This window comes from Brevundimonas sp., from assembly GCF_965279155.1.
GTDB lineage: Bacteria > Pseudomonadota > Alphaproteobacteria > Caulobacterales > Caulobacteraceae > Brevundimonas.
In genome coordinates, this window is record NZ_OZ257138.1 from 407344 (window position 1) to 431813 (window position 24470).

General features: G+C 66.1%; 26 protein-coding genes. 6 read left to right on the forward strand and 20 right to left on the reverse strand.

The genetic code is table 11. From position 1 onward, the window contains the following. Positions 1-23 precede the first annotated feature (23 nt). From thiL to ACQY72_RS02035, 12 genes are all read right to left on the reverse strand, one after another. Positions 24-1013 carry a thiamine-phosphate kinase gene (gene thiL / locus ACQY72_RS01980; RefSeq protein ID WP_428155358.1) on the reverse strand — a complete coding sequence of 330 codons (990 nt, stop codon included), beginning with the start codon at positions 1011-1013 and terminating at the stop codon, positions 24-26. After that, complete coding sequence (gene nusB, locus ACQY72_RS01985; protein ID WP_409717916.1) at positions 1013-1537, reverse strand: transcription antitermination factor NusB; 525 nt, start codon at positions 1535-1537, stop codon at positions 1013-1015. The genes thiL and nusB overlap by 1 nt, the downstream gene beginning before the upstream one ends. Continuing rightward, entirely contained in the window at positions 1534-1995 is a 462-nt protein-coding gene (ribH, locus tag ACQY72_RS01990) for a 6,7-dimethyl-8-ribityllumazine synthase (RefSeq protein WP_372692007.1), read from the reverse strand. The genes nusB and ribH overlap by 4 nt, the downstream gene beginning before the upstream one ends. Further along, on the reverse strand, positions 1992-3125 hold the full coding sequence (gene ribB, locus ACQY72_RS01995) for a 3,4-dihydroxy-2-butanone-4-phosphate synthase (protein ID WP_425983912.1): 1134 nt from the start codon (positions 3123-3125) through the stop codon (positions 1992-1994). Before ribB ends, ribH begins: the two co-directional genes overlap by 4 nt. Beyond that, positions 3125-3715 carry a riboflavin synthase gene (locus tag ACQY72_RS02000; protein ID WP_428155361.1) on the reverse strand — a complete coding sequence of 197 codons (591 nt, stop codon included), beginning with the start codon at positions 3713-3715 and terminating at the stop codon, positions 3125-3127. Before ACQY72_RS02000 ends, ribB begins: the two co-directional genes overlap by 1 nt. 68 nt (positions 3716-3783) lie before the next feature. After that, positions 3784-4404 (reverse strand): RibD family protein, encoded by a 621-nt coding sequence (locus tag ACQY72_RS02005; protein ID WP_428155363.1) that lies wholly within the window; start codon positions 4402-4404, stop codon positions 3784-3786. Continuing rightward, entirely contained in the window at positions 4404-4874 is a 471-nt protein-coding gene (gene nrdR / locus ACQY72_RS02010; RefSeq protein ID WP_409717931.1) for a transcriptional regulator NrdR, read from the reverse strand. The genes ACQY72_RS02005 and nrdR overlap by 1 nt, the downstream gene beginning before the upstream one ends. A 7-nt stretch (positions 4875-4881) precedes the next feature. Continuing rightward, the gene (glyA, locus tag ACQY72_RS02015) at positions 4882-6165 is read right to left on the reverse strand and encodes a serine hydroxymethyltransferase (RefSeq protein WP_428155365.1); all 1284 of its coding nucleotides are present in this window, start codon (positions 6163-6165) and stop codon (positions 4882-4884) included. Between the two features lie 69 nt (positions 6166-6234). After that, positions 6235-6429, reverse strand: coding sequence for a DUF6898 family protein (locus ACQY72_RS02020; RefSeq protein WP_428155366.1), 195 nt, complete (start codon positions 6427-6429; stop codon positions 6235-6237). 9 nt (positions 6430-6438) lie between these two features. Further along, positions 6439-7665, reverse strand: coding sequence for a 5-aminolevulinate synthase (gene hemA / locus ACQY72_RS02025; protein WP_428155368.1), 1227 nt, complete (start codon positions 7663-7665; stop codon positions 6439-6441). 115 nt (positions 7666-7780) lie between these two features. Further along, positions 7781-8968, reverse strand: a complete 1188-nt coding sequence (locus ACQY72_RS02030) for a sialidase family protein (protein WP_428155369.1) — start codon at positions 8966-8968, stop codon at positions 7781-7783. Then, positions 8968-9771 (reverse strand): class I SAM-dependent methyltransferase, encoded by an 804-nt coding sequence (locus ACQY72_RS02035; protein WP_428155371.1) that lies wholly within the window; start codon positions 9769-9771, stop codon positions 8968-8970. The genes ACQY72_RS02030 and ACQY72_RS02035 overlap by 1 nt, the downstream gene beginning before the upstream one ends. Before the next feature lie 147 nt (positions 9772-9918). Here ACQY72_RS02035 and hemB point away from each other — a divergent pair, with 147 nt between their 5' ends. Beyond that, entirely contained in the window at positions 9919-10920 is a 1002-nt protein-coding gene (gene hemB / locus ACQY72_RS02040; protein WP_428155372.1) for a porphobilinogen synthase, read from the forward strand. Continuing rightward, positions 10917-11408, forward strand: a complete 492-nt coding sequence (locus tag ACQY72_RS02045) for an N-acetyltransferase family protein (RefSeq protein WP_428155374.1) — start codon at positions 10917-10919, stop codon at positions 11406-11408. Before hemB ends, ACQY72_RS02045 begins: the two co-directional genes overlap by 4 nt. 3 nt (positions 11409-11411) lie before the next feature. Here the strand turns inward: ACQY72_RS02045 and ACQY72_RS02050 are convergent, their stop codons facing one another. Further along, positions 11412-12272 carry an NAD(P)-dependent oxidoreductase gene (locus ACQY72_RS02050; RefSeq protein ID WP_428155376.1) on the reverse strand — a complete coding sequence of 287 codons (861 nt, stop codon included), beginning with the start codon at positions 12270-12272 and terminating at the stop codon, positions 11412-11414. A 116-nt stretch (positions 12273-12388) separates the two neighbouring features. Here ACQY72_RS02050 and ACQY72_RS02055 point away from each other — a divergent pair, with 116 nt between their 5' ends. Continuing rightward, positions 12389-13285, forward strand: coding sequence for a flagellar motor protein MotB (locus ACQY72_RS02055; RefSeq protein WP_428155378.1), 897 nt, complete (start codon positions 12389-12391; stop codon positions 13283-13285). Between the two features lie 114 nt (positions 13286-13399). Beyond that, positions 13400-14161 (forward strand): arginyltransferase, encoded by a 762-nt coding sequence (locus ACQY72_RS02060; protein WP_428155380.1) that lies wholly within the window; start codon positions 13400-13402, stop codon positions 14159-14161. Here ACQY72_RS02060 and parC read toward each other — a convergent pair. Next, complete coding sequence (parC, locus tag ACQY72_RS02065) at positions 14154-16355, reverse strand: DNA topoisomerase IV subunit A (protein ID WP_428155381.1); 2202 nt, start codon at positions 16353-16355, stop codon at positions 14154-14156. The two genes, ACQY72_RS02060 and parC, sit on opposite strands and share 8 nt — an antisense overlap. A gap of 141 nt (positions 16356-16496) precedes the next feature. On the opposite strand from parC, the gene ACQY72_RS02070 reads away from it, so the two are divergent. Together ACQY72_RS02070 and ACQY72_RS02075 are read left to right on the forward strand one after the other, a co-directional pair. After that, positions 16497-17627, forward strand: a complete 1131-nt coding sequence (locus ACQY72_RS02070) for an NAD(P)H-dependent flavin oxidoreductase (protein ID WP_428155383.1) — start codon at positions 16497-16499, stop codon at positions 17625-17627. After that, the gene (locus tag ACQY72_RS02075) at positions 17624-19354 is read left to right on the forward strand and encodes a cytochrome c biogenesis protein DipZ (protein WP_428155384.1); all 1731 of its coding nucleotides are present in this window, start codon (positions 17624-17626) and stop codon (positions 19352-19354) included. Before ACQY72_RS02070 ends, ACQY72_RS02075 begins: the two co-directional genes overlap by 4 nt. A gap of 13 nt (positions 19355-19367) precedes the next feature. Here the strand turns inward: ACQY72_RS02075 and recO are convergent, their stop codons facing one another. The 6 genes from recO to lepB are packed head-to-tail and all read right to left on the reverse strand — an operon-like array spanning position 19368 to position 24437. Beyond that, positions 19368-20099, reverse strand: coding sequence for a DNA repair protein RecO (recO, locus tag ACQY72_RS02080; protein WP_428155386.1), 732 nt, complete (start codon positions 20097-20099; stop codon positions 19368-19370). Further along, entirely contained in the window at positions 20099-20575 is a 477-nt protein-coding gene (locus ACQY72_RS02085; RefSeq protein WP_428155387.1) for a nuclear transport factor 2 family protein, read from the reverse strand. The genes recO and ACQY72_RS02085 overlap by 1 nt, the downstream gene beginning before the upstream one ends. Before the next feature lie 48 nt (positions 20576-20623). After that, positions 20624-21871, reverse strand: a complete 1248-nt coding sequence (locus ACQY72_RS02090; RefSeq protein ID WP_428155389.1) for a serine hydrolase domain-containing protein — start codon at positions 21869-21871, stop codon at positions 20624-20626. Positions 21872-21877: 6 nt separating this feature from the next. After that, positions 21878-22825, reverse strand: coding sequence for a GTPase Era (gene era / locus ACQY72_RS02095; RefSeq protein WP_428155390.1), 948 nt, complete (start codon positions 22823-22825; stop codon positions 21878-21880). After that, positions 22822-23532, reverse strand: a complete 711-nt coding sequence (gene rnc, locus ACQY72_RS02100) for a ribonuclease III (protein WP_426023138.1) — start codon at positions 23530-23532, stop codon at positions 22822-22824. Before rnc ends, era begins: the two co-directional genes overlap by 4 nt. Next, entirely contained in the window at positions 23532-24437 is a 906-nt protein-coding gene (gene lepB / locus ACQY72_RS02105) for a signal peptidase I (RefSeq protein WP_428155392.1), read from the reverse strand. The genes rnc and lepB overlap by 1 nt, the downstream gene beginning before the upstream one ends. Positions 24438-24470 lie beyond the last annotated feature (33 nt).

Consider the following 24470-nt stretch of genomic DNA (forward strand, 5'->3'; position numbering starts at 1 on the left):
GCCGTTAGGATTCCCTTGCGACCTCAGCCGTGGGTCCAGCCGGCGCGCGCCATTGCGATGGGCAGGCCGTCATAGGTCACGGTCAGGCCCGATCCGGCGGTCACCTCGCCGATCCGGGTTAGACGCAGCAACCGGCGTTCGGCCTCGCGACGCAGGTTTTCTTCGTGGCGCGGATGGGCGGTGAAGGCGATCTCATAGTCATCGCCGCCGCTGGCCAGGTCTTCCAGCGACAGCTGCGGATCGACCCGGTCTGCAAACCAGGCCTGAGCCGCCGCCGAAAGCGGCAGAACGTTCAGGTTCAACGAAACGCCCACCCCGCTCGCCTTGGCCACATGGGCCAGATCGGCCGCCAACCCGTCAGAGACATCAACCGAGGCCGTCGCGAAATTCCGCACGACATCAGCGAAATCCACTCTAGGCGTCGGCGCGCGGTAATGGGCAGCCAAGGCCGCGACGCGTTCTGGCTCAAGCGAAAGCTCGTCGCGCGCAGCCTTCAGACCCAGCAGGCCGTCGCCGATCGCGCCGGTCACGAACACCAGATCCCCGACCTGTGCGCCCGCACGCGATACCGTCGCCCCCGTGGGAACCCAGCCCAGGGCCGTCAGCGAGAACGTCGCCGGGCCGGGCGTCTTCACGGTGTCCCCGCCCAGCAAGAACACGCCGAACTCCGCCTGATCCTCGGCCAGACCGGCTGCAAAGGCCTCGCGTTCCGGCCAGCCGCACCGTTCCGACCAGCAGCAGGCCAACAGATAGCCGAACGGCTCGCCCCCCTTGGCCGCCAGGTCCGACAGGTTCACCCGCAGAAGCTTCCTGGCCACCGTGTCCAGCGGATCGTCCGGCAGGAAATGTACGCCCTCGACGATGGCGTCCTTGGTCAGGACCAGGTCATAGCCGGGCCGGGACGGCAGGACCGCCACATCGTCGGCAAGCCCTCTGCCCCATTCGGGATGGGCCAGAGGCCGCAGCAGCCTCTCGATAGTCTCGAACTCGCCCGCGACGTCGAGCGCCGGCATTATTTGCGCGTGTCTCTGGACACGCCGTCCAGCGCCGCATTGACGAAGCGCGCCTCGGAGTCGTCGAAGAAGGCCTTGGCCAGTTCGACATATTCGTCGATCACGACCTCGCGCGGCGTCTCGGGATGTTTGATCAGCTCCCACGCGCCCGAGCGCAGCAGGGCGCGCAGGGTGGCGTCGAGCCGCTCCAGCTTCCAGTTCGAGGCCAGGCGCGCCTTGATGGCCGCGTCGATGTCGCGCTGGCTTTCAATCACGCCGCGTACGATGTCGGCGAAATAGGCCTCGTCGGCCTCTGCGAGCGCTTCGCCCTCGATATCGGTGTCGAAGCGGAAGTTCGAGAATTCGGTGATCACCGTCTCCACGCCCTCGCCCGCCAGCTCCATCTGATACAGGGCCTGGACGGCGGCGAGACGCGACACGGTGCGGGCGCGACGCTGTTTCGAGCTCAGATTCGGCTCGGCGCGCTGCTTTTCGGCTTCGGCGAGTTGTTCGAGGACGGCTTTGACGCTGTTCGGTTCAGTCATGCGCCGACGCCATGACGCAACCGCTTCTTCAATGCAATGAGGTCGAGGCAGGCCTTGGCCGCGCCGCCGCCCTTATCCCCTTCCGAAAGACGGGCCCGATACCAGGCCTGGTCCTCGTCTTCGGTCGTCAGGATGCCGTTGCCGATGATCACGCCCTTGACGCCCAGGGCCATGATGCCGGCGGCCGACTGGTCCGAGACGATCTCGAAATGGTAGGTCTCGCCGCGGATGATCGTGCCCAAGGCGACATAGCCGTCATAGCGGGGCGCGGTCGGGAAACGTCCGGCCTCCTCGGCCAGGGCGATGGCCGGCGGGACTTCCAGCGCGCCGGGCACGGTGATGACGTCGAAATCGACGCCGCGCGCCTTCAGCGTCTCCTTGGCGCCTTCCAGCAGGGCGTCGGCCAGGTCGTCGTAGAAACGCGCCTCGACGATCAGAATACGGGGTGCGTCAGTCACGCCTTGTCTTCTCCATCCATGTCGCGCCAGCCGACGATGCGCAGGCCGTAGCCTTCAAGCGCCGTCGGTTCGGGTCGCGTCGAACTCATCACGATCATGTCCTTGACGCCCAGATCCAGCAGGATCTGAGCCCCCACGCCATAGGCCCGCAGCGACCGATCCATCGCCGCCGGCTTGTCCACGCCCGCCAGCCGCTCGGCCAGCGAGGTCAGCGACGGATCACGCAGGAAGACGACGACGCCCGGGCCGTCGTGATCGGTGATCTGCTTCAGAGCGGTGGGCACATAGTCCTGGCGCGCCTCGACATGGCCCAGCAGATCGCAGGCGAAGTCCACCTGGTGCATCCGCACAAGGGTCGGCTTGGTCGGATCGATCCGCCCCTTGACCAGGGCGACGTGCTCGGCGCCCTCGATGGTGTTCTTGTAGAGCATCAGCCGGAACGGGCCGCCGTGGACGCTCTCGAACGGCGTATCCATGATCCGCTCGACAAACCGTTCGGTGCGGCGGCGATAGGCGATCAGGTCGGCGATGGTGCCGATCTTCAGCCCATGCAACTGAGCGAAGGCGACGAGGTCGGGCATCCGCGCCATCTCGCCGTCGTCCTTGATGATCTCGCAGATCACTCCGGCCGGGGTCAGTCCGGCCATGCGACTGATGTCCACGGCCGCCTCGGTATGGCCGGCGCGGACCAGAACCCCGCCGTCGCGCGCCACCAGAGGGAAGATGTGGCCGGGCGAGACGATGTCGTCCATGCCCTTCGACGCATCGGTCGCCACATGGATGGTGCGCGAGCGGTCGGCCGCGGAGATGCCGGTGGTGACGCCGTCCTTGGCCTCGATCGAGACGGTGAAGGCGGTCTTCATGCTCTCGCGATTGTCGGCGGCCATCGGCGGCAGGCGCAACTGGTTCGCCCGGTCCGCCGTGATGGCCAAGCAGACCAGGCCGCGCGCCTGGCGGATCATGAAATTGATCTGGTCGGGGGTCGCGAACTGGGCGGGGATGATGATGTCCCCCTCGTTCTCGCGGTCCTCGGCGTCCACCAGGATGTAGGGACGCCCGTTGCGGGCGTCTTCCAGGATGTCCTCTATGGGACTGATCGGGCTGTCGTTCATGTTCGCGGCCAATTGCATCACGCCGTCTCCTGCCATCGCGCGAGGTATCGCGCCAGCATGTCGATTTCCAGATTGACCGGATCACCGACCTTCAGACGACCCAGGGTCGTGACTTTCCAGGTGTGGGGAATGATGTTCAGCGAGAAGACTTGGCCTTCAACGGCGTTCACCGTCAGGGATACGCCATCGACCGTGATCGATCCCTTTGCGGCGATATAGCGATGCAGGGGCGCGGGCGCCTCGACCTCTACCCGGTGCGATCCGCCCTCTGGCGTGATCGAGACGACGCGGCCCAGGCCATCGACATGTCCCGACACAACATGACCGCCCATCTCGTCGCCCAGCTTGGCCGCGCGTTCCAGATTGACGCCGTCGCCGGCTTTCCAGGCGCCCAGGGTGGTCTTCGACAGGGTCTCGTTCGACACCTCGACGGCGAACCAGTCCGGGCCCTTCTCTGTCACCGTCAAACAGCAGCCCGCATGGCTGATCGACGCGCCCATGTCGATGCCGTCGGTGTCCCAGACGGTTTCGATCTCGTAGCGGCGGTCGCGATCGGTCTCGCGGACCTCGCGGACGCGGCCGATGTCGGTGACGATGCCGGTGAACATTGGACGCTGGCCCCTTTCGGACCCGAAAAACACAGTCTAAATAGTCTAATCGTCTTAAATCGACCCCGTCAGAAACGCGCGTAGCGTTCCCACAGGTCGTCCCCGACAGGCTCGACGCCCAGGCGACGGAACTTGGGGGCGTCGGACAGCTTTGCAAGAGCCAGGGACGCCACGCAGGGCCTGCCGTCGCCGCCCAGCAGAATGGGCGCTCTGAACCATTCCAGCGCATCCACCAGGCCGGCGCGCAGGAAAGACGCGGCGACCTGGCCGCCGCCTTCGATCAGCACCGACTTGGCGCCCGCCGCCTTCAAAGCTTGCAGAACCGCCGGGATCGCCGGACGACCCTCGTCCGCCTCGACCCGTTTAACTTCGGCCGCACCGACCGGGTGTGGCTCGGCGACGGTCAGGATCAGGGTGTTTTCACTCGCCAGCTTCGCCGTCTGCGGCGTCCGCAGGCGGCTGTCCAGCACGACCCGCAGAGGCTGATCCACGCTGCGCCCGGGCAGGCGCGCCGTCAGTTCAGGGTCGTCTTGCAGAACCGTCTCGACGCCGACCAGAATGGCGTCATGCGCCGCGCGCAAACGGTGACCTTCCAGCCGCGCCGCCTGGCCGGTGATCCACTGGCTTTCGCCCGTGGCCGTGGCGATCCGCCCATCCAGCGAGGTCGCCAGTTTCAGGGTGACCCGCATCAGCCCTTGCCGGACGGTTCGTCGAACCCTTCGTCACCTAGGAATTTGGCGAAGTCGCCGGTGTGGCGGAAGTCCTTGTAGACCGAGGCGTAGCGGACATAGGCGACCTCATCGACCCCCTTCAACGCCTTCATGATGAAGTCCCCCACCGTGCTGGACGGGATTTCGGTCTCGCCCAGGCTTTCCAGCTGACGCACGATCCGGTTGACCATCTGCTCGACCTGATCGGCCTGGACCGGGCGTTTTCGCAGGGCCACGCCCAGCGACCGTTCCAGCTTGTCGCGCTCGAACGGCGTGCGTCGTCCGTTGCGCTTCAGGATGACCAGTTCGCGCAGTTGCACCCGCTCGAAGGTGGTGAAGCGCCCATTGCAGTTGGGGCAGGACCGACGGCGTCGGATGGCCGAACCGTCGTCCGACGGCCGGCTGTCCTTAACTTGGGTGTCCTGATGACCGCAAAAAGGGCACTTCATCAGAGGCTTATCCGTAGATCGGGAAGCGGTTCGTCAGCTCCCGCACTTGGGCCGCCACGCCTGCGACCACGGCCGGATCGGCTTCGTCGCCGCCATTCATCGACGACACGACGTCGGCGATCCAGTGGCCGATCTGCTTGAACTCGTCCTCTCCGAAGCCGCGCGTGGTCCCCGCCGGCGTGCCCAGGCGGACGCCCGAGGTGACGGTGAAGGGCGCGGTGTCGAACGGCACGCCGTTCTTGTTGCAGGTCATCAGCGCCTTTTCGAGTTCGTGCTCGGTCGCCTTGCCGGTCACGCCCTTGGGCCGCAGATCGACCAGGGCCAGGTGGCTGTCGGTGCCGCCCGAGACGATGGCCAGGCCGCGCTCGATCAGCACGCCGGACAGGGCCTGGGCGTTCTTGACCACCTGCTGCGCATACAGTTTGAACTCGGGCTGCAGCGCCTCGCCGAACGCCACGGCCTTTGCCGCGATCACATGTTCCAGCGGTCCGCCCTGCAGGCCGGGGAAGACGGCCGAGTTGATCTTCTTGCCCAGGTCCACGTCATTGGACAGAATCATGCCGCCGCGCGGACCACGCAGGGTCTTGTGCGTCGTGGTGGTCACGACGTGGGCGTGCGGCACAGGGTCGGGATAGGCGCCGCCGGCGATCAGGCCCGCATAGTGGGCCATGTCCACCATCAGATAGGCGCCGACGCTGTCGGCGATCTCGCGGAACCGCTTGAAGTCGATGTGGCGGCTATAGGCCGAGGCGCCGGCCAGAATCAGCTTCGGCTTCTCGCGCTCGGCCATTTCGGCGACGTGGTCGTAGTCGATCAAATGGGTGTCTTCACGCACCTTGTAGGTCACCGGGCGGAACCACTTGCCCGACTGGTTCGCCGGCGAGCCGTGCGTCAGGTGACCGCCGCAGGCCAGATCCATGCCCAGGAAGGTGTCGCCGGGCTGCAGCAGGGTGAAGAAGACCGCCTGGTTGGCCTGGGCGCCCGAGTGAGGCTGAACGTTGGCGAAGGCCGCGCCGAACAGCTTTTTCGCCCGTTCGCGCGCCAAATCCTCGGTCACATCGACGAATTCACAACCGCCGTAATAGCGACGACCGGGATAGCCCTCGGCGTATTTGTTCGTCAGGACCGAACCCTGCGCGTCCAGCACCGCCTGGGAAACGATGTTCTCGGAAGCGATCAGCTCGATCTGCTCCTTCTGGCGACCCAGCTCGCCCTGAATGGCCTTGAAGACGTCTGGATCAGCGTCAGCGAGCGTCTTGGTGAAATAGGCGTCGTGGGTGAAGGCCGTCACGCTGGAATCCCCGAAAATCAGAAGGCCGCCTATCTAGTCCCCACAGCGCCCGACCACAACATCTTGTGGTCAGTCCGATGCCAAAGCCCGCCTCAGCTTGGCGACCGCCACCCGCTCGACGGACTTCGGCTCGTTGACCGGCCCCATGGCGCTGACCTCGCGGCCGGTCGCGACATGGATGGCCGAGCATTTTAGGTAGGAGCCATTGCGCGTGAACTCGACGATCACCTCCCCCAATTCCAAGCGGGAGTCGTCATCGGCCATGGCCGAGCCTCAGGCCGCAACGGGCCGGCGCGCCACGTTGCAGTGGGCGAACAGCTTGTCCATCGCCTGGACCAGATGATCCATCATGGCGTCGGTGTGGTTCGGCGAAGGCGTGAAGCGCAGGCGCTCGGTCCCCTTGGGCACGGTCGGATAGTTGATCGGCTGAACATAGACGCCGTATTCGTCCAGCAGCATGTCCGAAATCATCTTGCAGTGAATCGGATCGCCCACGTGCACAGGCACGATGTGGCTCTCGCTTTCCATTACCGGAATGCCGGCCGCCGCGAAACGCGACTTCAGCGTTGCGGCGCGTTCCTGATGCTGGACGCGCAGTTCGGGGTGGGCCTTCAGGTGCCGCACGGAGGCCAGCGCACCCGCTGTCAACGCGGGCGGCAACGAGGTCGTGAAGATGAAGCCCGAGGCCCAGCTGCGCACCGCGTCGATGATCATGGCGTCGGCGGCGATATAGCCGCCCATCACGCCGATGGCCTTGCCCAAGGTGCATTCGATGATGTCGATCTGGTCCAGCACGCCGTCGCGCTCGGCCACACCCGCGCCGGTCTCGCCATACAGGCCGACAGCATGGACTTCGTCCAGATAGGTCAGGGCGCCGTATTTCTTCGCCAAGGCGATGGTGCCGGCCAGGTCGGCGATGTCGCCGTCCATCGAATAGACGCTCTCGAAGGCGATCAGCTTGGGCGCCTCGGACGGGGCCGCCGCCAGCAGGGCCTCCAGATGCGCCAGGTCGTTGTGCATGAACACATGGCGCTCGCCGCCGCCGTGGCGAATGCCGGCGATCATCGAGGCGTGGTTCAGCGAATCGGAGAAGGTGATCAGGCCGGGCAGGATCTTCTGCAGCGTCGACAGGGTCGCCTCGTTGCCGACATAGCCCGAGGTGAACAGCAGCGCCGCTTCCTTCTGGTGCCAGTCGGCCAGTTCGGCTTCGAGATCCACGGCCGAACGGGTGGTGCCGGAAATATTGCGTGTGCCGCCTGCGCCGGCGCCGACCGCATCGATCTCATTGTGCATGGCGTCCAGCACAACGGGATGCTGGCCCATGCCCAGATAGTCGTTGGAGCACCAGATCACGACGTCCTGCTGGGAGCCGTCATCGCGGCGACGCACCGCCAGCGGAAACTGTCCACGCACGCGTTTCAGATCGGCGAAGACGCGATAGCGTCCTTCGCTGCGAACCTGCTCCACCGAGCTTTTAAAGGCGGCCTTATAGTCGAACAAACTACGCGTTCTTTCGCTTATGGCGATGTCTTTGCGTTATTTGCTCCCCCGGCGCGGGCTTGTCCATGTCCGCCACATGGACAAAACGACCCAAACCCTTAATTGATAACGGTTCTCAGTATTGCAGGGATCGCAGTGGGACGCGCGTGACCTGCACATCCTCCTTGTTCGCGGCATAGGCGACGTAGAGGTAGTCGCCCCACACGACGCTCTTTGGATAGTGATAGCCCGGCCGCTTGTACTGCCCCTCGAACCGCAACGGCTGAAGGTCGCCTTGCCCCCGCAACAGATGGCTGCGATCGAACAGGCGACCGTCGCGGCTGAGCGTCACCGCCAGCGGCAGGCGGGGACGGTCGCTATTGGGCGCATTGACCAGATAGGCCGTTCCGTCCGGCAGATTGCCGGCGCTCTGCTTGGCGCGAGCGTCCGGCATGTCGGTCAACACCGGCGTCGTCCAGGTCACGCCCCGGTCGCAGCTTTCGGACGCCAGTTGGCGGAAGCTGAGCTCCTCGTCCCTGAACACCATGACCACGCAGCCATCGGCGCGCCGGAACAGACTGGGTTCGATCTCGCGGCTGAGACGACGCTCGTGTGCGGCCTGGGCGCCGCTGGCGTCGCGCGGCAGGTTCGCCATCTGGCCCGCCGTCCATCCCGTGACGCCCAGCGAATCATCGGTGAAGAAGGGCGTCGCGATCATGCCGGGTCGCAGGTGAAGGCCCGTCATCACCCGACCGTCGATCAGGTGGGGATCCTGTTCGATCACGCCTTCGACCGGACGACCGTCCGCGCCGGTCACGCGACGCGGCTCGCTCCAGGTCACGCCGTCAGTGCTGGTTCTATATTCAGTGAAGCCGCCCGCACCGGACTGAAAACCCTCGGGCCAGACATTGACATAGGCGACCAGGGTTTCGCCGTCGGTCCACCAACCGCCGCTGGAATGCATCCGCCCGCCCTGCCCCTTCGGCGCCAACACATGAGGCGCCGCCCACGTCTCGCCGTCGTCGCTGACGCTGTAGGCGACCCAGGTGTCGGCCGCATCCTCGTCCCGCGCCGAGCTTTGCCATTGGGCATAAAGGCGGCGCTTGAAGGGGATCAGGACCACGCCGTTGCTGAACCGATCAGTGTCCTGCGTCGGTGCAAAGACGGTGAAGGTCTCGGTCCCCGGCGCAGGCGTCAGGCCCCGATCAGGCGCATCCGGTCGAAAGAGATTCGGCGCCACCGTATAGGGCGGATCGCCGTCGCCCGCCGCGGCGGGCCCGCAGATCAGAACCAGCGCCGTCGCCAGCGCGGCCGTCGCCCGCATCAGCCCGGCTTGCGGAAGCGATAGACGAACTGGTCGGTCTTGCCGCGGATCTTCTCGTCGAAGACGTTCAGGCTGTGGTCGTCGGCCGGATTGGCGACAGCCGTGCTCTCGCCCTCATAGACGAAGCCCGCCGCCTCGACCTCGCGCTTCAGATAGTCGCCTTCGATACGGTGCAGGGTCTGGACCGCCGAGATGCCCGTGCCGGGCGCCGCCTCATGGTCGATCAGGATGTAACGCCCGCCGGGTTTCAGCGCCGCGAACACGGCCGCATTCATCTTGGCCACGTCGGTGTTGAAGCCGGGGATGTGGAAGTCGTGGTATTCCTGGCTCATGAAGATCATGTCCAGCGGCTCGGCGTAGGTCATCGAATCCAGCAGGCCGTTGACCCGCGTCACATTGGAATAAGCGGTGACCAGGGCATCCGCACCGGCGTTCTCGCGCGCCATCGTCCGCTCGGGCACGAAGGCGTAGACGCGGCCGGTCGGCCCGACCACGTCCGAGAACAGGCGGGTGAAATAGCCGGCGCCGGGGCGGATATCGGCGACCTTGTCGCCCGGCGCGAGCTGGGCGAAGGCCAGGATCTCGGCCGGATGACGCAGGGGATCCCGCGCCACTTCTTCTGCCGGACGCTTCGTGTCGGCGACCGCATCTGTATAAAGCGAGACATAGGACGGCGACGCCATGGCGGCGTTGTCGCCCGCGACCACGGTCCGCGACCCGCCGTCGGACGACACGATGATACAGGCCGACAGGCCCGTCGCCAGAGCCAGAACCGCCGCGCCGGCCGCCAATCGCTTGATCATCATCATCTCCCAGGATTTTCCGCGATAGGCTCGCATTTCGCCGATCTGCGCAAGCCGTCATCACGCGCGAAACGATCCGACGCATCACGCGATTTGCGCCCCGGTCTCTGCGGCGCTAGTCCGACGCCAAGTTTCGAAGGTTTCGTCATGCTTCCCTATCAGCCCGCCCCCTTCCCGCTCGCCCGTCCGCGTCGCCTGCGGTCCAGCCCGTGGGTGCGGCGGCTGGTGGCGGAAACGACGCTGACGCCGGCCGATCTGATCTGGCCTCTGATCGTCCACGACGGCGCCGAGGATCGCGTGCCCGTGGCCTCCATGCCCGGCGTCTTCCGCCTGTCGCCCAAGGCAGCCGCCAAGGCCGCCGTCGAGGCGCGCGACCTGGGCATTCCAATGGTGGCCCTGTTTCCGAACGTGGACGGCGCGATCAAGGATGAGGTCGGCACGGGCGCGACCGATCCCGACGGGCTGATCCCTGACTGCATCAAGGCCATCAAGGACGCGGCGCCCGAGATCGGCGTCATGACCGACGTGGCGCTGGACTGCTACACCGACCACGGCCACGACGGGGTGATGGAGGGCGACCGGATCGCCAACGACGCCTCGCTGGACCGGCTGGCCGAACAAGCCTTCATCCACGCCCACGCGGGCGCCGACGTGGTCGCCCCATCCGACATGATGGACGGCCGCATCCAGGCGGTGCGCGAGGCGCTGGAGGCCAACGGCTTTTCCGACACCCTGATCCTGTCCTATGCGGCCAAGTTCGCCTCGGCCTTCTACGGCCCATATCGCGACGCCGTCGGTTCCTCGACGATGCTGAAGGGCGACAAGAAAACCTATCAGATGGACTACGCCAACTCGGACGAGGCCCTGAAGGAGGTTGCCATGGACCTGTCGGAAGGCGCCGATGCAGTGATGGTCAAGCCGGGCATGCCCTATCTGGATATCGTTCGCCGCGTGTCCGAGACCTTCAAGGTGCCGACCTTCGCCTATCAGGTGTCGGGCGAATATTCGATGATGCAGGCCTCCATCGCCAATGGCTGGATGGATCAGGACCGCGCGATCCTTGAGACCCTGCACGGGTTCAAGCGCGCGGGCTGCGCGGGCGTGCTGACCTATTTCGCGCCCCAGGCTGCGCGGCTGCTGGGCCGATGACCGTCGAGATTCGGCCGATCACCGACGCCGACTGGCCCAGCCTGTGGCCGATCATCGAGACCGTCACGCGCGCGGGCGAAACCTATACCTACCCCCTGGACATGACCGAGGCGCAGGCCCGCACGATGTGGACGCCCTCCGCGCCCGGCGGAACCCTGGTCGCGGTCGAGGACGGCCAGGTGCTGGGCGCCGCCAAGATCATCGCGAATCAGCAGGGAAACGGCGCCCACGTCGCCAACGGCAGCTTCATGGTCGCCGCTAGCGCACGCGGTCGAGGCGTGGCCCGCAGCCTGGGCGAGGCCGCGCTGACCTTCGCCCGCGACGCCGGTTTCACGTCGATGCAGTTCAATGCGGTCGTGGAGACCAACACCGTCGCCGTCGGCCTGTGGAAGAAGTTGGGCTTCGAGATCGTCGGCACGGTGCCCGAGGCCTTCGATCACCCGGCGCACGGCCTGGTTGGCCTGCACATCATGCACCGAAAAATTTAGGCGTCAGTCTCGCGATTGCAGCCGCGCCGCCAGACTGGACGTATCCCAACGGTTGCCGCCCAAGGCCTGAACCTCGGCGTAGAACTGATCGACCAGGGCCGTCAGGCTGAGGCGCGCGCCATTTGACCGCGCCTCGTCCAGCACCAGGCCCAGGTCCTTGCGCATCCAGTCGACGGCGAAGCCGAATTCGAACTCGCCCTTGGCCGCCGTCTTCCAGCGATTGTCCATCTGCCAGCTTTGCGCTGCGCCTTTCGACACGGCCTCATAGGCGGCGTCGGTATCCAGGCCGGCGACCTGGGCGAAATGCACGGCCTCGGCCAGCCCCTGCACCACGCCGGCTATGGCGATCTGATTGACCATCTTGGTCAGTTGGCCCGATCCGGCCGGCCCCATATGTTTGATCGCCTTGGAATAGGCCTTCAACGCCGGTTCCGCCGTCGCCAGCGCCTCCGCATCGCCGCCGGCCATGACGCTGAGCTGGCCGTTCTCAGCCCCGGCCTGACCGCCCGACACCGGCGCATCGACGAAATGTCGCCCCTGCCCTTGCGCCAGTTCCGCCATTTCGCGCGCCACCTTGGCCGAGGTCGTGGTGTGATCGACGATCACCGCGCCTTGCGCCAGATGCGGCAAGGCATCTGTCACCACGGCGCGCACGTCGTCGTCATTGCCGACGCACAGGATGAACAGTTCGACGCCCTGCGCCGCCTCCGCAACGGTCGCCGCCGCTTTGCCGCCGGTAGCTGCCGCCCAGGCCTCGGCCTTCGTTGTCGTGCGATTGAAGCCGGTCACGTCGTGGCCCGCCTCGACCAGATGACGCGCCATCGGGGCCCCCATGACGCCCAGGCCGGCGAATGCGATCTTCATGACAGGCTCCTTGATCTCACCGTCGGACTAGGCCGGGTCGCGCCGGCGTTCAAGGTCAACGCCCGGTTAACCTTGGCAAGGGCATGATAGGACACCACTCCTCGGGATACGTGTCCATGTCCGTGAGCGATCGTCCGATCCTCATCAAGAAGGTCAAGAAGGTCTCCGGCGGAGGCCACCACGGCGGCGCGTGGAAGGTGGCCTATGCGGACTTCGTGACCGCCATGATGGCCTTCTTCCTGCTGATGTGGCTGATCAACACGACCGACCCCGAGCAGAAGCGCGGCATCGCCGAATATTTCGCACCCGCCAGCGTGTCCGAGACGACATCGGGTTCTGGCGGCATCCTGGGCGGCACCTCTCTGGGCGACGACGGTCCCAAGAGTTCGGGCTCGCAATCGGTGTTGGAAGAACTCGCGCCCGAGGCGCCGGCGACGGACCAGACCGGCCCCAGTTCGAACCTGTCGTCCGCGAGCGACGCCGCCCTTCAGGCCGAAATCCAAAAACGCGAAGCCGCCGAGTTCGCCAGCGCCGCCGAATCCTTGCGTCAGGCCATGCAGTCGATGCCGGAACTGGCCGAGCTGTCGAAACAGCTGATCGTCGATCAGACGCCCGAGGGGCTGCGCATCCAACTGGTCGATCAGGAAGGCCGGTCGATGTTCGACAACAATTCGTCACGGCCGAACGCGCGCGCCCAGGTGCTGCTGCGCGCCATCTCCAAGGTCATCAACCAGCTGCCGAACCGGATCTCCATCACCGGCCACACCAGCGCCACGCCCGGCTCCAGCCGCGCCAGCGCCCCGGCCGACTGGACCCTGTCGTCCGAACGCGCCAACGGCTCGCGCCTGGTGCTTCAGGGTGCAGGCGTCGATCCTGACCGGGTCTATTCGGTGGCGGGCAAGGCGGGGTCCGATCCCCTCTATCCCGATGATCCCACTTTGGCCGGCAACCGCCGTATCGCCATCGTCCTGCTGCGTGAGGCGCCCGTCCTGCCGATGGACACCTCCCTGTGACCCCGCTCGGCTGCGACGCGAACACGCTTGCAGCCCGGCCACGAATGACGCCAAATCGCGCGATGGGCGTTCACCTGTCGCAATATTGGCAAGATCGGATGCGGACCTGAGGCCGTGACCCAGCACGTACCGACCCGCCAGCTCCGGTTCTTCATGACCTCGGTCGCGCCCTGCCCCTATCTGCCGGGCAAGACCGAGCGAAAGGTCTTCGCCAATCTGCCCTTCTCCGACGGCGCCCACGTCAACGACGAACTGACCATCGCCGGCTTCCGCCGCAGCCAGAACATCGCCTATCGCCCGGCCTGCGAGGCCTGCGACGCCTGCGTATCCGTGCGCCTGCCCGTGCCGGAGTTCGCCTTCAGCCGCTCGCAGCGCAAAGTGCTGGCCCGCAACGAGGACCTGTCGCGCAGCCTGGTCGAGGCCGAGGCCACGACAGAACAGTTCCAGCTTCTGCGCCGCTATCTGACAACCCGCCACCCGACCGGCGGCATGAGCGACATGGGCTGGCTCGACTACGTCGCCATGGTCGAAGACACGGCCGTCCGCACCCATCTGATCGAATATCGCCTGCCCTCGACCGACGGCGGCCCCGGCGATCTGGTCGCCGTCACCCTAACCGACCTGCTGAAGGACGGCTTGTCGATGGTCTACAGCTTCTACGACCCGACGATGGAGCGCCGCAGCCTGGGCCGTTTCGCCATTCTGGACCACGTGCGCCAGGCCGCGCTGGTGGGTCTGCCCTTCGTCTATCTGGGCTATTGGGTCCAGGGCTCGGCCAAGATGGACTACAAGGCCGACTTCCGTCCGATGGAAGTGCTCGGCAAGCTGGGCTGGGCGCGGCGGGAAGACAAGGCGGCCTTCTGGCCGCCTACCTGAACTTCCTCAACCCGCGCGGTCCCTGGCGGCCGGCGCCGGCGCGTTTGCCCAGCCAATCCTTCCAGTCTGGCCAGTTGCGACGTCGTCCGCCGCCATCGGCCCATTCCGGCCCCTGTTCGGCGTTGAACACGGTCACGTCGGCCAGGCCGCCCTGTTTGAAGTTCTGCAAACGCACGCCCTTGCCGCGACCCATCTCGGGCAGTTCTGCCAGCGGGAAGATCAGCGCCTTGATGTTCTCGCCGATGGTCGCAACGTGATCTCCGGTAACGCGCAGCACGGCCAGCATGTCGCCGTTCAGCACCTGTTTGCCGCCCCGCTTCTGGGCCAGGGTGTCGTCTTCCGGCGCGATGAAGCCGTAACCCGCCTTCGACGCGATCAGCAGTTTCCCGCCTGGCTGATGCGCCAGGACATTGATGATCTCGGCCTTCTCGTCCAGGTCGATCATCAGACGCAGCGGCTCGCCATGCCCTCGACCCGACGCCAGCTTGTCGGCCCCGATGGTGAAGATGCGCCCGTCCGACGCCGCCACCAGCAGCTTGTCGGTCGTATAGGCCGGCACGAGGTAGGCCAGCTGGTCGCCTTCCTTGAACTTCAGCTCCGACGGATCCTCGACCTTGCCCTTGGCGGCGCGGATCCAGCCGCGTTCCGACAGGATGACGGTGATCGCTTCGCGCGGAATGAAGGCCTCGGGCGCGACGAAGGCCGAGCTGTCGACGGCGTCGGCGATGGTGGTCCGACGCGGCGAGATCAGCGCCTTGCGCACCACCTCCAGCTCCTTGGACACGGCCTTCCACTGCTTGCCTTCCGACGACGTCAGCGCTTGCAGATGCGCAAGTTCTTCGGCCAGTGCATTATATTCCTTCTCGATCGCCATTTCCTCGATCCGCGCCAACTGACGCAGTCGGGTGTCGAGAATATAGTCGGACTGGGCTTCCGTCAGACCGAAGTGAGCGATCAGGACCGCCTTGGGCTGCTCCTCCTCGCGGACGATACGGATCACCTCGTCCAGGTTGAGGAAGACGATGCGCAGACCTTCCAGCAGGTGAAGCCGCTTCTCGACCCGCTCGATCCGCCATTGCGAACGCCGGTTCAGCACCACGCGACGGTGATCCAGGAAGGCGCGCAGACACTCCTTCAGCCCCATGACGCGCGGCGTGCCGGTCGCGTCCAGCACGTTCATGTTGATCGGGAAGCGGACTTCCAGATCGGACAGTTTGAACAGACTTTCCATCAGCATTTCAGGCTCGATGGTGCGGTTCTTGGGCTCCAGGATCAGGCGGATGTCTTCGGCCGACTCGTCGCGCACGTCGCCCAGCAGCGGCGCTTTCTTATGCTCGATCAGGTCCGCCAGCGCCTCGATCAGGCGCGACTTCTGCACCTGATACGGCATCTCGGTGACGATGATCCGCCACACGCCGCGGCCCAGGTCCTCGGTCTCCCACCGCGCCCGCAGCCGCACCCCGCCCCGGCCCGTCTCATAGGCGTCAAGGATCGAGGCATGGCCTTCCACGGCAACACCGCCGGTGGGGAAGTCAGGGCCCGGCACCAGTTGCACCAGTTCGGCGGTTGTGGTTTCGGGCCGTTCCAGCAGCATCTGGCAGGCGTCGATCAGTTCGCCGACATTGTGCGGCGGGATCGAGGTCGCCATGCCCACGGCGATGCCGGACGATCCGTTGGCCAGCAGATTGGGGAAGCCGGCCGGCAGGACGATCGGCTCCTCGTCCTGATCGTCATAGGTGGGGCGGAAATCGACCGAATCCTGATCGATGCCGTCCAGCAGCAGCACGGCCGCCGGGGTCAGCTTGCACTCGGTGTAGCGCATGGCTGCGGCGCTATCGCCGTCGATATTGCCGAAGTTCCCCTGTCCGTCAACCAACGGATAGCGCTGGGCGAAATCCTGGGCCAGGCGCACCAGTGCCTCATATATCGAGGCGTCGCCGTGCGGGTGGTATCCACCCATGACCTCGCCGACGACCTTGGCGCATTTGCGCGCCGCCGCCTGCGGGTTCAGCCGCATCTGGTGCATGGCGTACAGGATGCGCCGGTGCACGGGCTTGAACCCGTCGCGCACGTCCGGCAAGGCGCGGTTGGTGATGGTCGACAGGGCGTAGGCCAGATAGCGACGGCTGAGCGCCGTCTCCATCGGCTCGTCGATGATACGACCGCCTTCCGGCGGTGGGGCATGGATCGTCATGGGTCAGCGAATCGGGGATGGGAAGCCGGAAGTCTAGCCCGAAGCGGCGTCTAAGTCGGGGATAGTTAGCGCGGCGAACGCATGGACGCTCTTTTGGATCGTGTCGGCGGCGCCTAAGTGGACATCAGCAAGGAGCGCACCGTGAACACTGGCCTGACGCAAACCTTCCGCCTCCGACATCCGATCATTCAGGCGCCGATGGCGGGAACCTCGACGCCTGCCCTCGCCGCAGCCGTGTCCAACGTCGGAGCGCTCGGCTCCATCGCGATCGGCGCCGCGGACGCCGAAGAAGCCCGACGCCAGATCCAGGCGACCCGCGCCCTGACCGACCGGCCGTTCAACGTCAACGTTTTCTGTCATGCGACCGCCGCGCCGGACCCCGACGGGGATCAAAGCTGGATCGACAGCCTGCGGCCCTTGTTCGAGCGGTTCGACGCCCGACCGCCTGAGCTGCTGCGCGACATCTACGCCAGTTTTCTGACGGACGAAGCGAAGCTGCAGGTGCTGTTGGAGGAACGACCTGCCGTCGTCAGCTTTCATTTCGGCCTGCCGACGCCGAGCCAGATCGCCGCCCTGAAGGCCGCCGGCATTGTCCTCCTGGCGACCGCGACCTCACCCGCCGAGGGTCAGGCGGTCCAGGCGGCGGGGATCGACATGGTCGTCGCCCAGGGCTGGGAGGCCGGCGGCCATCGGGGCGTGTTCGATCCCGCCGACGACCTGCGGCTCTCAACCCTGCCTTTGACGCGGATGCTGGTCCGCCAGTTGACCATTCCGGTGATCGCAGCCGGCGGCATCATGGACGGACAAGGCGTGGCGGCGGCCATGATGCTGGGGGCGGCAGGCGCGCAACTGGGCACCGCCTTCGTGCCCTGCCCGGAATCGGCGGCTGACGAGGCCTATCGCGAAGCCATGGCGGGCCCTGACGCATACCGGACGCGGGTCTCGGCGGTCATATCGGGACGACCGGCGCGCGGTCTGGAGAACGATTTCATGCGCTCAGCCGATCCCGACCGGGTCGCCGCCTATCCCCGCGCCTATGACATTGGCAAGGCGCTGAACGCCGCAGCGAAGGCGGCAGGCGAAGACGGCTATGCCGCGCAGTGGGCCGGACAGGGCGCGCCGCTGGCTCGCGCCATGCCTGCGGGCGCGCTGGTCGGTCTTCTGGCCGACGAACTTCAGCAGGCCCAGCAGAGCTTTATGCACGCTGAAGCCAACCGGACGGCAGGCCCGAACGTAGCCAATAGCGAACCCCTACGTCAGGCCGCGCCATGATCCTGTTCCTGCTGTCCTATCTCGCCGGCGTTCTGACCATCGTCAGCCCCTGCATTCTGCCCGTCCTTCCGTTCGTCTTCGCCCGCGCCGGTCGCCCCTTCCTGCGCAATGGGCTTCCGCTGCTGGTTGGGATGGCAGTCACCTTCGCGGGCGTCGCGACCCTGGCGGCGCTGGGCGGAGGCTGGGCGGTCCGCGCCAATGAGGTCGGGCGCTGGGTCGCCCTGGCGGTCATGGCCGTCTTGGGTCTGAGCTTGCTGTTCCCCGCCCTGGGCGACCGCCTGATGCGGCCGTTCGTCGCCGCCGGTTCCTGGCTGACGGATCGTGCTGAACGTCACAGTGGGGATCAGGGCGAGGTGCGGGCCTCTCTGCTGCTCGGCGTCGCGACAGGTCTGCTGTGGGCGCCGTGCGCCGGGCCGATCCTGGGTGTGATCCTTACGGGTGCGGCGCTTCAGGGCGCGGGCGTCGGCACGACGGTGCTGCTGCTGGCCTATGCGGCGGGGGCGGCGACCTCCCTGGGCCTGGCTCTGCTGGTCGGCGGGCGGGTGTTCAAGGCCATGAAGGGCGCGCTGGGCGTCGGCGAATGGGTGCGGCGCGGGCTGGGCGTGCTGGTGCTGATCGGCGTGGTCGTGATCGGCCTGGGCGCGGATACAGGACTGCTGACCCGCATCTCGGCCGCCAGCACGGGCCGGATCGAACAGGCGCTGCTGGGCAGCATCGGTCGCGACATGCCGACGAACGAAGCCCCCACCGACCTGGCCAACCTGCCGGTCGAGGGCACAATGCCCCCGCTGACCGGCGCGACGACCTGGATCAACACGCCGCCCCTGACGACGGAGCAGCTGCGCGGCAAGGTGGTGGTGGTCGATTTCTGGACCTACTCCTGCATCAACTGCATCCGCTCCATCCCCTACGTCCGCGCCTGGGCCGAGAAGTACAAGGATCAGGGTCTGGTGGTGATCGGCGTCCACACGCCAGAGTTCGCTTTCGAAAAATCCGAGGCCAACGTCCGCCAGAACATTCAGCGGCTGGGCATCACCTATCCGGTCGCCATGGACAACGAGTTCGCCATCTGGCGTGCGTTCAAGAACCAGTACTGGCCCGCTCACTACTTCATCGACGCCAAGGGCCAGATTCGTCACCACCACTTCGGCGAAGGCGACTACGACGGCTCCGAACGCGTCATCCAGCAGCTCTTGAAAGAAGCCGGCGCGGCCAACGTCGCCAGCAATGTCGTCAGCATCCAGGCCCAGGGTGCGGAGGCCGCCGCCGACATGGCCCAGGTCGAATCGCCGGAAACCTATGTCGGCTATGCCCGCGCCGAGAACTTCCGGTCTCCCGGCGGCCTGGCCAATGATGTCATCAAGGACTACGTCGCCGCGCCGCTGCAATTGAACGGCTGGACCCTGTCCGGCCGCTGGAGGGTCACCCGCGAACACGCCGACCTTCAGACTGCCGGAGGGCGTGTGGCCTTCCGCTTCAAGGCGCGCGACCTGCACCTGGTGATGGGCCCAAGCAAGGCCGGCGAGCAGCCGCGTTTCCGCGTCCTTGTCGACGGCGCCGCGGCCGGCTCGAATGCGGGCAGCGACATCGACGCCCAAGGCATGGGCCGCATCGACGGCGAGCGGCTTTATCAACTGGTTCGGCAGACTGGAGCGGTGCGCGAGCGGACGTTCGAGATCGAGTTCCTGGATCCCGGCGTGCAGGTCTTCGCCTTCACTTTCGGCTAGAGGCACCCGGCGTCTAGAGGCGTCCGGCGTCGGCCAGCTTGTCCAGCATCCAGACGCGCGCGGGCGGCAGGGGCTTGTTCTGCGGGTGGAACACGAACTGTTCGAGGAAATGCCCGGTCAGGTCGAATCCTGCCTTCACGTCGCCCTCGATCAACCCCGCCTGGGCGCCCAGCATGAAGGGCGGCAGGGTCAGCATCTTGTCGGCGTAGGGCGCGCCGGCGTCGCGGCTGACCGCCCGGCCGGTGCGGGGGCTGACGTAGATCAGGTCATCGGCCGTGCCCGTCGCCGCACATTTCGACAGATCGAGGCCAAACCCCAGGTCTTCCAGCAGCCCCGCCTCGAACCGCACGAAAATGGCGGGCCAGACATCCGGCAGGGCGAAGGCCGCCATCAGCGCCTCGAAGGCCAGAAAGACGCCGGGATGCGGTTCGCGCTCAGGCAAGGCGCCTTGCGCCACACCGGCCGCCGCCGCCAACCCGGTCAGCGCCAGGGCGTCGTCGAACAGGGCGCTGGGCCCCTCACCTACCGGCTCCAGCCGCGCGGCGCCCAGATGATCCGAGGTCCGTGCGCGATAGTCCGCCACGACCCGCGCCCCGGTTTGCAGGAAGGGCTTCATCTTGCGCGACGCCCCGCCCGCCACATAAGCCGAGCGCCGGCCATGGTTCTCGGTCAACAGGTCGACCACGGACCCGGTGTCGCCGTGGCTGCGCGCCGACAGGACGAACGCCTCTTCGTGGAAGTCCATCAGTCCGCCGGGCCTTCGGCGATCAATCCAACCACGCCCTTGGCCTTGTCGTTCGGCACGGTGAAGCTGAGGATATATTGCTCGATCTTCCAGCCCTCGTCGGTCAGGCGCAGCACGCCCGATCCCCGCGTCAGCCCATAGGCGTCGTTGTCGAGCAGTTCGTCGAACCAGACGATGCAACGGCAGTCGCCCGGCGCCAGGGTCGCCACCCGGTCATGCGGCCGATAGGTCCAGCCCTTGCCGCGCGAGAAAAGCGGCGTCGCATAGGCGCGAAACTCGGCCAGCGACCAGCGCTCGCTCGCATCCGTGCCGATGAAACGGGCGTCAGGCGTGAAAAGTTCAAAATAGGCCGGGCCATCCGCGCGCGACGCGGCCTCATGCATCCGGTCCAGAACGACGCCTGCGGCGACGGCGGGGTCATCCGAAGCCGGCATCGGAGACGCGGACAGGGCGAGGGCGGCGAAAAAGGCGATCATGCGACTGTTCTAGTCCTGTTCTCCCCATTGCGAAACCAGGCGGATGCCTCAGCGCGCCAGCGTCGTCGGAAACTCACGTCCCAGGGCCTCGGCCATCGCCTGTTGGCTGATCAGGAAGACCTGGTCGCGCAGATGATAGTTGTTCGACAGGACGATCACCGTCACATCGGCGTCGGGCTGATAGAGCATCAGGTTGCGGAACCCGCCCCAACTGCCGGTGTGATAGATCTGGCGGTCCTGGAAACTGGGCTGCACCTGATCGCCCAGGCGATTGGCGAAGATGCCGAAACCCCAGTCCCGACGCGGATGACTACGCTCGTTCGGTTTCATGTCCGCTGGCGCATGGTCGGCCAACATCTGCTCATAGCTGGCCGGCGTCAGCAGCGCGCCGCGGTGAAGCGCCCTTTGCCAGACCAGCAGGTCGTCCAGCGTCGAATAGACCGCGCCGGCGCCGGCAACGATGGAGGTATTGGCGTTCGGCTGGGCCGCCAGCCCGCCGGGGAAGTTGGCGTAACCCATGATGACGCCGTGATCGCCGCCATCCAGATCCAGCCCGCTGTCCTTCATGCCCAAGGGCTTGAAGAAGGTCTCGCGCATATAGGTCTGATACGGCTTGCCGCTGGCCTTTTCGACGATGGCGGCGGCCAAATTGAAGCCTGCGTTGTCGTATCGAACCTCGGTCCCCGGTTCGAACTGAAGGCCGAACCGCTTCGAATCCTCCGTCAGTTCTTCCAGCGTCGCCGGGGTCGTGCGTCGCATGCCCCAGCCGGGCCGCGCCATCAGATCAGGAATGCCCGAGGTGTGCGACAGCAGGTGGCTGATGCGGATTGGCGCCCAGGCTTGCGGACAGGGCTGAATCCATTTGCAGACAGGTTCGGAGACGTTCAGCTTGCCCTCGTCCTGAAGCTTCAGGATCGCCGTCGCCGTGAACTGTTTCGAGATCGAGGCCAGGCGGAAGCGCGAATTCAGCGCCAGCGACCGGTCCTGTTCGTAGTTCGCCTTGCCATAGACCTGGCGGAACAAGACCCGGTCGCCCCTGGCCACCAGAACCGCCCCCATGAACCGTCCTGCCACCGCCTCACGATCCAGGCGCGCCGCCAGTTGCGGCAGGTCCTGAACCACGACCACGGGTGGACGCGGCGGCGCATGGGCCCGCTCCGTCACCAGGTCTGCGTCGGTTTTGGGCGCGACGGCCGTGGCGATGCCGCCCCAGAACGCACCGCCGAGGATCAGCGCTCCAAGAACGCCCAGAACGAGCCGGGGGTGGCCCCCGGCGGTACGCGGTACTTCAAACACAGGAACTCAGACGTCGAAATCCAGACCGAACTGGGCGTAGAGCGCCCGCGAGTCCTGCCATTTCGGATCGACCTTGACGGTCAGGAACAGGTGGACCTGGCGACCGAGCAGCTCGTTCAGCTCCTCACGCGACTTCTGGCCGATCCATTTCAGCGTCTGGCCGCCCTTGCCCAGGACGATGGGCCGCTGGCTCTCGCGCTCGACATAGATGGTCTGTTCGATCCGGGCCGAGCCGTCGCCGCGCTCCTCGAAACTGGTCGTCTCGACCGCCGCCGAATAGGGCAGCTCTTCGTGGACGCGCAGATAGACCTTCTCGCGCGTGATCTCCGCCGCCAGAACCCGCACCGGCACATCAGCCGCCTGGTCCTCGGGATAGAGCCATGGCCCCTTCGGCATGGACAGGGCCAGGCGCTGCTTCAGGTCTTCTACGCCGTCGCCGTTGGCGGCCGAGATCATATAGACCTCGGAATACACGCCGCTCTCGAACATCTTCTGCGACAGGGCCAGCAGGGTGTCGCGGCGCATGCCGTCGATCTTGTTCAGCGCCAGCACCACCTTGGTGCCGGTGGACTGCAGATTGGCGATGATAGTCTCGGTGTCCTCGGCCGAGCGGCGATCCGCCGCCGTGCCTTCACGGCCTTCCGAGTTGATGTGCGATTGGGCGTCGATCAGGTGGACGACGATGTCCGCATCCTGCGCCCCGCCCCAGGCCGAAGCGACCATGGCCCGATCCAGACGACGGCGCGGGGTGAAGATGCCGGGCGTGTCCACCAGCACGATCTGGGCGTCGCCTTCCATGGCGATGCCGCGCACGGGAAAGCGCGTGGTCTGCACCTTTTGCGTGACGATGGAGACCTTGGATCCGGTCAGCCGGTTCACCAGCGTGGACTTGCCGGCATTCGGCGCGCCAATGATGGCGGCGAAGCCCGCGCGCTGGTTTTCGAAATCGGTCAAATGACGCCTTCACGTTTGAGGAGAGCCGTTGCGGCCGCCTTCTCCGCCTCCTGACGCGAACGCCCTTGCGCGGTCAAGGGCTGCACGTCCTGCACGGAAACTTCGACGGTGAATGTGGGCGCATGATCCGAACCCGTCCGATCCGCCACCCGATAGGTCGGCAGCGGCCTGCCCTTGCCTTGCGCCCATTCCTGAAGCGCCGACTTGGGATTGGTCACGGTCCGCGACGGCGGGGCCGACAGTTCGTCGGCCCAGGCGGCGTCGAAGAAGGTCCGCGCCGCATCAAGACCGCCGTCCAGATAGACCGCCGCCAGTATGGCCTCGACCGCATCGGCGATGACGCCCGCCTTGCGACGGCCGCCGGTCTTGGTCTCACCGGGCGACAGCCGCAGAGCCGGACCGACGCCCAGCGCCTCGCCGACGCGGGCGCAGGCGGTCTTGTCGACCAGGGCATGCAGGCTTGAGGATAGCTGACCTTCGTCGGCCGTCGGGAACTCGGCCGACAACCGCTCGGCGACCAGCAGGCCCAGCACCCGGTCGCCCAGGAACTCCAGCCGCTCGTTGTCGCGCGGACCGTGGATCCCGACCGGCGCCCCCTCGCCCACGCTGGCGTGGGTCAGGGCGCGCTCCAGCAGGGCCTTGTCCTTGAACGTGTGTCCCAGACGCGTTTCCAGCGCCGCGACGGATTCAGCTCGCGTATTCGCCATTAATTCAAGACGTTGAAGAACCGGTCAAGCCGCACGTTGAACCAGCTGACGGGGTTCCACAGCGACGAACCGGGCTTCCAGGAGAACAGGATGATCTGCGCCTTGCCGACCAGGTTCTCGGCCGGAACCATGCCAACGCCGCTGGACTGTTCGACGCGGCTGTCGATCGAGTTGTCGCGGTTGTCGCCCATCATGAAATAATGGCCGGCCGGGACTTCATAGACCGGGGTGTCGTCCAGATCGTTTCCTGGACCGAAGTCCTGGGTCATGAAGCTTCTGCCTTCCGGCAGGGTCTCACGGACCTGGGTCACGGGGCGCGGGCCGAAGATGTCGTTGATCTCCTGCTCGCTGACCACGAGGTCCTGAACCGGCTTGTCGTTGATATACAGCTTGTTGGCGATCATCTGGATGCGGTCGCCGGGCAGGCCGATCACGCGCTTGATGAAGTCGGTCTTGTTGTCACGGGGCAGTTTGAACACGACGATGTCGCCGCGCTTGGGCGCCGAGCCCATGATCCGACCGTCGAACAGCGGCGGGCTGAACGGGATCGAGTGTTTCGAGAAGCCGTACGACCACTTCGACACGACGATATAGTCGCCTTCGTAGAGGTTGGGCTCCATCGACGCCGACGGAATGGTGAAGGGCTGGAACAGGAAGATCCGCAGCACCATCGCGATCAGCAGGGCGAAGACGATGGTCTTGAAGATTTCGCCGGTCTCGCTGGCGGCCGACGGCGTCTTGTCGCGACCGCCGGGCTTTTGCGCATAGACCTTCTGGTTCGACGTGGTCGCGTTCGAACTTGGCGACTTGACGGCCTCGACCGGCGCGTCGGCCTCCGACGCCGCGAAGACTTCCTCGGGCGTGGCGTCACGCTTGGCGTCGTGGGGCTTTTGGTCTTCGCTCATGCGATCAGGCATCCCTTGCCGCGTGTTCGCGGT

What these genes read in the sequence shown, in the direction of transcription:
- ACQY72_RS02050 (WP_428155376.1), bottom strand. Translation starts at nt 12,272, where the DNA reads ATGAAGATCGCATTCGCCGGCCTGGGCGTCATGGGGGCCCCGATGGCG.
- ACQY72_RS02045 (WP_428155374.1), top strand. Translation starts at nt 10,917, where the DNA reads ATGACCGTCGAGATTCGGCCGATCACCGACGCCGACTGGCCCAGCCTG.
- parC (WP_428155381.1), bottom strand. Translation starts at nt 16,355, where the DNA reads ATGACGATCCATGCCCCACCGCCGGAAGGCGGTCGTATCATCGACGAG.
- nusB (WP_409717916.1), bottom strand. Translation starts at nt 1,537, where the DNA reads ATGACTGAACCGAACAGCGTCAAAGCCGTCCTCGAACAACTCGCCGAA.
- nrdR (WP_409717931.1), bottom strand. Translation starts at nt 4,874, where the DNA reads ATGAAGTGCCCTTTTTGCGGTCATCAGGACACCCAAGTTAAGGACAGC.
- ACQY72_RS02075 (WP_428155384.1), top strand. Translation starts at nt 17,624, where the DNA reads ATGATCCTGTTCCTGCTGTCCTATCTCGCCGGCGTTCTGACCATCGTC.
- ACQY72_RS02020 (WP_428155366.1), bottom strand. Translation starts at nt 6,429, where the DNA reads ATGGCCGATGACGACTCCCGCTTGGAATTGGGGGAGGTGATCGTCGAG.
- thiL (WP_428155358.1), bottom strand. Translation starts at nt 1,013, where the DNA reads ATGCCGGCGCTCGACGTCGCGGGCGAGTTCGAGACTATCGAGAGGCTG.
- recO (WP_428155386.1), bottom strand. Translation starts at nt 20,099, where the DNA reads ATGGACTTCCACGAAGAGGCGTTCGTCCTGTCGGCGCGCAGCCACGGC.
- ribB (WP_425983912.1), bottom strand. Translation starts at nt 3,125, where the DNA reads ATGCAATTGGCCGCGAACATGAACGACAGCCCGATCAGTCCCATAGAG.
- ACQY72_RS02030 (WP_428155369.1), bottom strand. Translation starts at nt 8,968, where the DNA reads ATGCGGGCGACGGCCGCGCTGGCGACGGCGCTGGTTCTGATCTGCGGG.
- ACQY72_RS02000 (WP_428155361.1), bottom strand. Translation starts at nt 3,715, where the DNA reads ATGTTCACCGGCATCGTCACCGACATCGGCCGCGTCCGCGAGGTCCGC.
- ACQY72_RS02005 (WP_428155363.1), bottom strand. Translation starts at nt 4,404, where the DNA reads ATGCGGGTCACCCTGAAACTGGCGACCTCGCTGGATGGGCGGATCGCC.
- lepB (WP_428155392.1), bottom strand. Translation starts at nt 24,437, where the DNA reads ATGAGCGAAGACCAAAAGCCCCACGACGCCAAGCGTGACGCCACGCCC.
- ACQY72_RS02055 (WP_428155378.1), top strand. Translation starts at nt 12,389, where the DNA reads ATGTCCGTGAGCGATCGTCCGATCCTCATCAAGAAGGTCAAGAAGGTC.
- ACQY72_RS02085 (WP_428155387.1), bottom strand. Translation starts at nt 20,575, where the DNA reads ATGATCGCCTTTTTCGCCGCCCTCGCCCTGTCCGCGTCTCCGATGCCG.
- hemB (WP_428155372.1), top strand. Translation starts at nt 9,919, where the DNA reads ATGCTTCCCTATCAGCCCGCCCCCTTCCCGCTCGCCCGTCCGCGTCGC.
- ACQY72_RS02035 (WP_428155371.1), bottom strand. Translation starts at nt 9,771, where the DNA reads ATGATCAAGCGATTGGCGGCCGGCGCGGCGGTTCTGGCTCTGGCGACG.
- rnc (WP_426023138.1), bottom strand. Translation starts at nt 23,532, where the DNA reads ATGGCGAATACGCGAGCTGAATCCGTCGCGGCGCTGGAAACGCGTCTG.